This is a genomic window from Fusicatenibacter sp. (assembly GCF_977045365.1).
The window spans coordinates 1-2,251 of record NZ_CDRRUH010000098.1 but is presented as its reverse complement, the minus strand read 5'-3'; the positions used below and the strand labels follow the sequence as shown (position 1 = coordinate 2,251).

The 2,251-nt window shown below is 48.7% G+C and carries 1 protein-coding gene; it reads left to right on the top strand.

Translation table 11 applies throughout. The features are described from left to right. A partial coding sequence (locus tag ACY2VW_RS13795; protein WP_461878439.1) for a ComEC/Rec2 family competence protein occupies positions 1 to 2,057 on the top strand: 2,057 nt, incomplete at its 5' end. Between the last annotated feature and the right edge of the window lie 194 nt (positions 2,058 to 2,251).

Genomic DNA, 2,251 nt, shown 5'->3' with positions numbered 1-2,251 from the left:
TTTTCGGCATGGTAGACTCCGGCGAGGACTGGGATTACCCTGACGGATCTGATCCGCGTTATCCGCTGCGCAGCGGCATCACAACGTCGACCGGCTACGACGATGAGGTACTCTCCTACCTGGACTCTCTCGGTGTCACCTCCGATAATCTGCAGTTTTATGTTGCAACACATCCGCACAGCGACCATATTGGAACCGGCGATACCATCGTGCGGCTGTATTCCCCCGACCGGGTTTATCTGCTCCCGTATGATGACAGTTATGTCTATAATACTGCGCGTCTCTGGGACAATCTTTATGTCTACGACCAGCTTCTCACTGCTGTAGAAGAGACTGAAGGCGTGACCCTGATCCAGCATCTGAATCCCGGTGCCGCCTCCGCAGAAGAAGGATCTCCTGATTTTGCTTTTGGAAATTTCCAGATCCAGATTGTCAACTACGAGGAAGATTATCTCACAAGTCCAAAAGAGGACGCCAACCAGTTCTGTCTTGGTGTAATTGCCTCCGCAAACGGCCACCGCGCTTTTCTGACGAGCGATATCGACGACGTCGAGGGCGATGCCAGCCGGATTGTTTCGAACTACGGGCTGTACAGCATTGATCTGATGACTTCCAATCATCACGGATATCCGAATGCTGTCGATGCAGACTATCTTGCTGCCGTCAACCCGGAATATTTTATCCAGACCGGTGACTTCCGTATTATGGATAACGATACCGTCGAGACCCTGACCTCTCTGGGGCTGCGCGTATTTTCCACGACAGAATATTCCGGCGATCTTCCGGCAGTCATTGCTGACTTTTCCGGTTCCGCGGTCACTTCCAACGTGGATGATACCTATGAAATTTACCGTGGCCGTTCTTCCAAGCTCGTTGCTTATCATGACGGCATCCCGTACAGCGGATTTTTCACCCGCGGCGGACAGAAATATTATGCAGACAGCAGCCATTTTCTCGTATGCTCCACTTCCTGGCGCGACACAGAAACGGGCATCGAATATACCGCTGATGAAAACGGCGTGATCACAAACGAACGCCACGTCATCGGCTGGATAAAACGGGATGGAAAATGGTATTACTACAACGATGACGAAACACCGTATACCGGCTGGCTCACCCTCGACCACAAAACGTATTACCTCGGCGCGGACGGCGTTATGGCAACAGGCTGGCTTCTGCTTGACGGAGATTACTATTATTTTTCCGGCAGCGGTGAGATGCAGACCGGATGGCAGTTTATCAGCAACAACTGGTACTATCTCGCCAAGGATACCGGTATTATGTATTCGTCCGGATGGCACGCTGATCCGGAGACCAAAACGATGTACTATTTTTACACATGGGGAGGTGCCGCACGCAATACGACACTTACCTTAAACGGTTACCGCGTCAAATTTCTTTCCTGGGGCGGTATTTCCGGCAGCACCTGGCTGTACCATGACGGTGCCTGGTATTATGTACAGAAATATTCCTGCCTAACCAATGGCTGGTATCAGATCGATGGCGCCTGGTATTTTATGAATGCGGACGGTTCCCTGAAGCAGAACGAAAGTTTCCTGTATGACAACAATCTCTACTTTGTAAATAAGAGTGGAAAAATGTATCAGAACCAGTGGCTGAAATGGGATGGAAACTATTATTATCTCAGAAGCTGGGGCGGTGCCGTACACGAAGGCTGGCTGCTGCTTCAGAATAAATACTATTATATTAATGAGGACTGTACACGGAAAACGGATGAAGCCTTTACGTATGACAATAATCTTTATTTTGTTGATGAAAACGGTGTCATGCCGACAAACCAATGGGTGATCCGGGACGGTGTCTGGTACTTTACCTACAGCTGGGGCGGTGCGAGAAAATCGCAGTGGTACTATTATAAAAATAACTGGTACTACTTCAACGATGATGCTTCCATGCAGACCGGCTGGGCAGAAATTGATGGAAAAACATATTATTTCCAGAGCTGGGGCGGATGCGTCACCGGGACGAAAAAAATTGACGGAACAACGTATGTGTTTGATAAAAACGGTGTTCTGCTTTCCGAAAAAGAAAGCTAGAAAAATCCATATAAAAATGCGGCAGAAACGAAAATCTCATTCGTTTCTGCCGCATTTTTTATAAATTTCTTTTCCGGAACAGTGCACGAACGCACTGCCGGTAAATTCCGGTTCCCAGAAACAGGGTCAGATAGGCGATTTTCCGCCCGTTCGTGAAGTGATCGCCTTCCAGTACCAGAAGCGGATGCTTTTTA